The following is a 6,351-nucleotide window of genomic DNA, read 5'->3' on the forward strand; positions in this document are numbered from 1 at the left end:
AATTGGGAATTGGGAATTGGGAATTGGGAATTGGGAATTGGGAATTGGGAATATATAGTAAGAATTTAGTTTTTACCCAGTCCCCAGTCCCCAGTCCCCAGTCCCCAGTCACCAATCACCAAATTAAAAGAATACGTCAATTTGCGATCGCCCGGTAGTTTTTAACCAGTTTTGTGCTTCAATATAGTTATTGGGAGCTAAACGAATCGCTCTAATCCAATAATCCGCAGCCTGATCAAACAACGCTTCACCAGCGTCATTATCTCCTTCTTCTTTAGCTTTTTCGCCTTTGTAGTGATAAATTACAGCGATGTTATTTAAAGCTTGGGGTAGACGGGGGTTTAATTCAATCGCTTGATGATAAAATTCTAAAGCTTTTTCATGATCGCCATTACTAGCATAAATTAAACCCATATTATAAAGGATAAAACTCTTGTCGTTAGAATCTTCTTCTAAAGATAAAGCTTCTTCATAATATTCTAAAGCTTCAGCATATTCGCCTTCAGCTTGGGCTGACATACCATCACGGTAATAAACAAAAGCTTCCTTAGCTTTTTTGTTAGTTGGCAGTATTTTGAGAATAATATCTGCCATAACGGTAAAAGACTTGTCAACAAAGTTATCGTTTTTCTGTGTTCTTGGCATATTTGCCCCTATTTTAACCTACAAGTTAATCTAGCTGATTTTGGGTGATTGGTGACTGGGGACTGGGGACTGGGGACTGGGGACTGGTGACTGGGGACTGGTGACTGGTGACTGGTGACTGGGGACTGGGGACTGGGTTATGAACTTCCCTTTCCTCCCATACCTCCCCTGCTTCCTACTCCCTGCTTCCCTGTCTCTTTGCTGTCACCTGTCACCTGTCATCTGTCACCTGTCACCTCTTTCCTGTAAAGCTTCCCGTGCTTGTTCTCGATCATCAAAATGAATTTTTTCCGTACCCAAAATTTGATAATCTTCGTGGCCTTTACCTGCCAATAATACACCATCACCGGGTTGAGCTTCCAAAATAGCAGTACGGATGGCAGTAGCGCGATCGCCAATTACCACCGCTTGCACAACATCAGGAATACCAGCCAAAATATCCTCTAAAATCTTATCAGGGTTTTCTGTGCGGGGATTATCTGACGTTACCACCGCAATATCCGCTAATTCTGCGGCAATTTTCCCCATTTTCGGGCGTTTCGTCCTGTCTCTATCTCCTCCACAACCAAACACACAAATCATTCTACCCGGTATAAATGGACGAGCAGCTTTCAGTAAATTCTCTAAACTATCAGGAGTGTGGGCATAATCCACAATTACGCTAATATCTTGATGATCGCTAATTTGCACCCGTTCCATTCTTCCTGGCACTCCAGGGAAATCAGGTATAGATTTTGCCACTACCTGTAAATCTAAACCTAGATGTAAAACCGCACCCACAGCCGCTAAAACATTTTCTAAATTATATTGTCCCACCAAAGGAGAACTAAAAGCGACATCACCTTTAGGAGTATGTAAAATTCCGCTCACACCTGTTGGCTGATAATTTAAACCACTCATCCACAAATCAGCAGTATGATCATTAACGCTGTAAGTCCAAACCCGATCTTTTCCTAAGCCAGCAATTAAACGTTTACCATATTCATCATCAGCATTAATAATTGCTCTACCTTGGAGATAATCAGGACTAAATAACAAAGCCTTCGCCCCAAAATAATCTTCCATATCCTTGTGATAGTCAAGATGATCTTGGGTGAGATTGGTAAATACAGCGACTTCAAAAGGACAACCCAACACCCGATCTTGAGATAAACCGTGAGAACTAACCTCCATTACCCCAAACTCACATCCAGCATCAACAGCTTGAGCTAAACGCTGCTGTAAGTCTACCGCAAAAGGAGTAGTATTAACAGCAGTTTGGGAAAAACCAGGCCAACGAGTGTAAAGAGTTCCTAACAAAGCCGTCGCCAAATGAGCTTTTGTGAGAAAATATTCAATCAGGTGGGTAGTTGTGGTTTTACCGTTCGTGCCGGTAACGCCCACCATTTTGAGCCTTCGTCCAGGATAACCATAAAAAGCCGCGGAAATTTCCGCGCAGACCTTATTCATGTTACTGGCACTGATCACCATTTCCGATTGTTTAGGTGGATATTTGGCGATCGCATCTGGAGAGATAATAGCAGCAACAGCACCAGCAGCTAAAGCACTCTCCCAAAACTCACCCCCATCTACTCTAGTTCCTGGCATTCCGATAAACAAATCTCCCACACCGCAAGCATGGGAGTTAGTTTTGATCCCCTGAACTTCCACATCAGCGGACTGAGGACATTCTAAACCATTAACAACCGCCAATAATTCCCGTAAATTCATATATCGCACCTCGCCACAAGCTAACCTTGCGCCTATTCTGCATGATTATTTTCTGTATTGGGAATATATTTTAAAAGCAATTGTTCCAACTGCCGAACATTTGCGCGAGGAGAAGGACGGGGTATAGGTTGTAACTCCTCTGCGTTCTCTGTGTCTCTGTGGTTCGATAAAAACAAAACTGGAATTTCATACTGATAAGCAGCAAACTCTCATCGCACATTCCTATTGATATCATTAAGCACACTAACTGCTGACTGATATCTTTGAGTGAAGTCAAGATGTACCATTTTGTTCAGTATTTGTGTCAACTTTTGGGTAGTATCTGCCACCTTCCACCAATCCTGATACACTGGTTCACCTGATCCAGATACTGTAGGAATGGTGATCAAACCCGTCTTAACATCCCTACGGTAAACTTTTGGAGATAGCCCAGTCAAAGCTTGTATAGCAATTATCCCCAAAGCATAAATATCACTGTTGAGTCTTGGCATACCACTCATTTGCTCACCAGGGGTATAACCAGCAGTACCTATAGCAACTGTATGACTTTCCATTTGCTGATTTTGGGTTTGAATTTGTTTGACAGCACCAAAATCAATTAAAACAATGCGTGCATCTTTTTTGCGTCTAATCAAGTTATCAGGCTTGACATCACGGTGAATAACACCATAGTTATGGATAAAAATGAGTACTTGTAAAACTTCCTTGAGTATATTTATCGCCTGAACGCGTGAACAAGATACTCCTGGAGTCAACTCCTGAGTCAAGGGATGACCATCAATAAATTCCTGCACCAAATAAAAATCCCGATTTTCTTCAAAAGATGCAATAAATTCTGGTAATTGGGGGTTTTTGCCTAACTTTTCTAAAATATACGCCTCATTATTAAATAACCGTTTGACAATATTAAGGTATTGTGGATCTTGACTAGCAGGGCGCAACTGTTTAACAACACATAGAGCATCTTCCACTCTTTGAATATCTTGAGCCAAGTAAGTGTTCCCAAATCCACCACTACTTAAGCTCTTGGTAATTTTATAACATTGGTTAAGTGTTGTATTCACAGCTAGTTTTTGTCCCAAAGGACGATGCTCAGGTGTCGCCACCTGATCTGGCGGTATAATTTGAGTCTCGGATTGCTGTGATATCTGAGTCTCCGAGTTATTTGCGTCCATCCATTGGGTTTCTGCTATAATTTGAGTCTCGGATTGGTGTGATATCTGAGTCTCCGAGTTATTTGCGTCCATCCATTGGGTTTTTGACATACTAGAAGTTTCTAGCATATAGACTTGCAACTGAGCAATTAAATCTGCTTGTTCTTGGATACGCTGCAAGATTATTTCTTGCTCTTGTTTGACTTGATACAAGCTGTAGGCCAGGACACTACCCGTAGCAACTAATAAACCCAAAGCAGGAGCAACTACTGGCAACCATCCTGCTTGAGTAAAAATAACAAAGTTAGTACCAAATAAAACTGCCAAAGATGTTCCTTCTGCTAGTCCTAAAACTAACGGATATCGAATACGCCTTGCTAAAACTCCCCCAATCACAGACCATGCAGCTATCCAAAGGACTTCACCCCAAGCAGGCAAAAACCAAAACAAACGCTGGTTATTTAAAACTGCACTGAGAATCTGACTGATAATTTGCCCATGAATTTCTATTCCTGTCATCCTACCAGCATCATTAGCCGTACCGCTATTAAATGGCGTATTAAAAAAATCTTTTAAGCTCGGTGCAGTAGAACCAATTAAGACGATGCGATCTTTAACTAAATCTGGCTCTATTTTACCCGTAAGCACCTGTGTAATAGTAACTTGTTGAGCAATCTGACGAGGGGAACGGTAATTGAGTAAAATTTGGTAGCCTTGGGTATCTGCGTTTTGATAACCCCCAGAGTTACTTTCCAGAGTTTTAAATACAACATCACGTAATTGCAATTCTTGGTTCGCAGTTAATTGGGGTCGAATACCTCCAACTACTAAGTATTTGAGGGCTAACTGCCAACTAAAAGAATAGGGACTTTGGCAACTCTCAGACTTGTCTACCTGAACTGAGATCAGATTACGCCGAATGAAACCATCTGTATCTTCGATGATATCACTAAATCCGACTCTTGTGGGTTCTACTCCCTGTGGAGGTGAAACACCAGGACTTTGAGCATCAGCGTGTTTACAGACGGGAATAATAATATCACTTAGTTGTAAGCGTTGTAGTAGTTTTTCGTGACCAGGTTGTACGGGTAAATCACGGAAAATATCTAAACCAATACCACGAGGTTCGTATTCTTCCAATTTTCCCAAAAGTCTATCTAAAACTTCACCAGATAAAGGCCAATTCCATTTTTGCAAATCTTGTTCAGTAATAGCGACAATTAATAAGCGGGGATCAGGACCTGGATCACTACGCATTTGCATCATCTGGTCATAGACCTTTAACTCCATTGTCTGTAATACTTCAAGTTTCTGCATTCCCACTACTAAAACTGTGGCGATCGCACTGCAAATAATAACTGGCTGTTTCCATGATTTTGCCATAATTTTAGTGACTTTTTGGATGAATTGAGACTCAGGTACTATATTTGTTTTCATACTTTTGGTAACTTTAACTACATTTAAATTCAGACTAGTACAGCACGGCGTAAATAAACCAACCATTCTCAACCGCTAAAAAGCTTACGACCTATTATTTTTGACTTTTGACTTTTGAATGCGTGACTTCCGCGAAGCGGTACTAGTGATAAAAACTTCTTACACCCCATTCCCTATTTCCTGCCTACACAAATCAATATATTGATTAAGTGTTGTTGGCATCCATAATTAGACATTTTTCTGATTCTCGATATTGTCCTGTATAATAACATGAAGTTTTAATAAAGATTGGATGAATTATTCTATACAATTTTGAATGTGGCTAAAGCCAATCAATCGCTTTAATGCGACTAAAGTCGCTATCGACTTATCCCCATGTCTAAAAGCCTGGGGCTTGCGTCTCGTTTCAGGGTCAAGGGGTTTACACTAGCGTCATTTGTGATATGATTAGATTTATTGACCTAATCTATTATCTACAACTTGTTGTATGAATAAATATTAGTTAGGGATCAATTAACGGTCGTTGTGCCACTTCCTAGACCTTCGCTAAAGCGTAGTTGCCGTAGGCACAAAATCCTGTCGTAGAGGCAGATAATAGGCTGTGTTGCAAAGGTTTAGCCCATCTGTTGGCAATAATTTTTTCATACTGCATCCTCAAAATAGTCTATTTTGCCACACCTACTTTCAAAAACCTGCTGCTAGTTTCACTTCAAAAAATCCTTGACCTGTTTATTTATCTACGTCTTGGCATGATTTAGCAAGCCCCAGTTAAAATATCCAAGACACAGCAGGAGACAGGGGTAAAACTGGCTTGATGACAGAGTTTAAGCTTAAATTATCTAACTCACGGATCTGCAATCTGCTATTAGCTTACCAAATCAGAAACACTAAAAAAAAGTGACCAGCAATCATCAACAGCAACTGGATATTGAACTATATATTCAAAAAGCCTATGCCTGTTTTGCCCAGGGCAATATACAGGAGGCGATCGCAAATTTCAATACAGCAATTATCCTTTATCCCAACTGTACAGATATTTATACAGAGAGCGCAAGGTTTCGCCACCAAAAATTAGAAGATTATCAAGGAGCAATAGAAGATTACACCCAAGCAATTAACATTAATCCTGATAATCCTTTATTGTATTATTGGCGCAGCCAAACCCATCTAGAACTCGGTAATCAACAAGAAGCAATTGAGGATTACAACACAGCAATGAATTTAGCTCCCGAAAATACCATTTTTCACGTCTTTCCGACAATTAACAACAGATCATAGGTAGGGCTTGCTGAATAAACCCAAAATACTCGTAAATCAAAGGTTTGAGGCTGATCAGGAGGAAAGAAAGTGCAAGATTTTTGAAGGGTATACCTTAAAAACTGTGCATTTTGGGTCTGATAAATTA

General features: G+C 40.4%; 4 protein-coding genes. 1 reads left to right on the top strand and 3 read right to left on the bottom strand.

Annotated features, from left to right (window positions below):
- Positions 1-123: 123 nt before the first annotated feature.
- The 3 genes from FFR48_RS24255 to FFR48_RS29675 all read right to left on the bottom strand — a co-directional run bounded on the left by FFR48_RS24255 (position 124) and on the right by FFR48_RS29675 (position 4,946).
- Positions 124-645, bottom strand: coding sequence for a photosystem I assembly protein Ycf3 (locus tag FFR48_RS24255; RefSeq protein ID WP_137669138.1), 522 nt, complete (start codon positions 643-645; stop codon positions 124-126).
- 225 nt (positions 646-870) lie between these two features.
- A complete protein-coding gene (locus tag FFR48_RS24260) occupies positions 871-2,355 on the bottom strand; it encodes a UDP-N-acetylmuramoyl-L-alanyl-D-glutamate--2,6-diaminopimelate ligase (RefSeq protein WP_137669139.1) in 1,485 nt (494 codons plus the stop codon).
- A gap of 209 nt (positions 2,356-2,564) precedes the next feature.
- Positions 2,565-4,946 carry a CHASE2 domain-containing serine/threonine-protein kinase gene (locus FFR48_RS29675; RefSeq protein WP_236104164.1) on the bottom strand — a complete coding sequence of 794 codons (2,382 nt, stop codon included), beginning with the start codon at positions 4,944-4,946 and terminating at the stop codon, positions 2,565-2,567.
- An 897-nt stretch (positions 4,947-5,843) separates the two neighbouring features.
- Between FFR48_RS29675 and FFR48_RS24275 the strand changes: the two genes are divergently transcribed.
- The gene (locus FFR48_RS24275; RefSeq protein ID WP_137669140.1) at positions 5,844-6,224 is read left to right on the top strand and encodes a tetratricopeptide repeat protein; all 381 of its coding nucleotides are present in this window, start codon (positions 5,844-5,846) and stop codon (positions 6,222-6,224) included.
- Positions 6,225-6,351: the final 127 nt, after the last annotated feature.

Source organism: Sphaerospermopsis reniformis (assembly GCF_005402885.1).
Classification (GTDB): Bacteria; Cyanobacteriota; Cyanobacteriia; order Cyanobacteriales; family Nostocaceae; genus Sphaerospermopsis; species Sphaerospermopsis kisseleviana.

Bases quoted from the DNA above. Each gene is read 5' to 3' on its own strand.
- FFR48_RS24255 (WP_137669138.1), bottom strand. From the start codon at position 645: ATGCCAAGAACACAGAAAAACGATAACTTTGTTGACAAGTCTTTTACC.
- FFR48_RS24260 (WP_137669139.1), bottom strand. From the start codon at position 2,355: ATGAATTTACGGGAATTATTGGCGGTTGTTAATGGTTTAGAATGTCCT.
- FFR48_RS29675 (WP_236104164.1), bottom strand. From the start codon at position 4,946: ATGAAAACAAATATAGTACCTGAGTCTCAATTCATCCAAAAAGTCACT.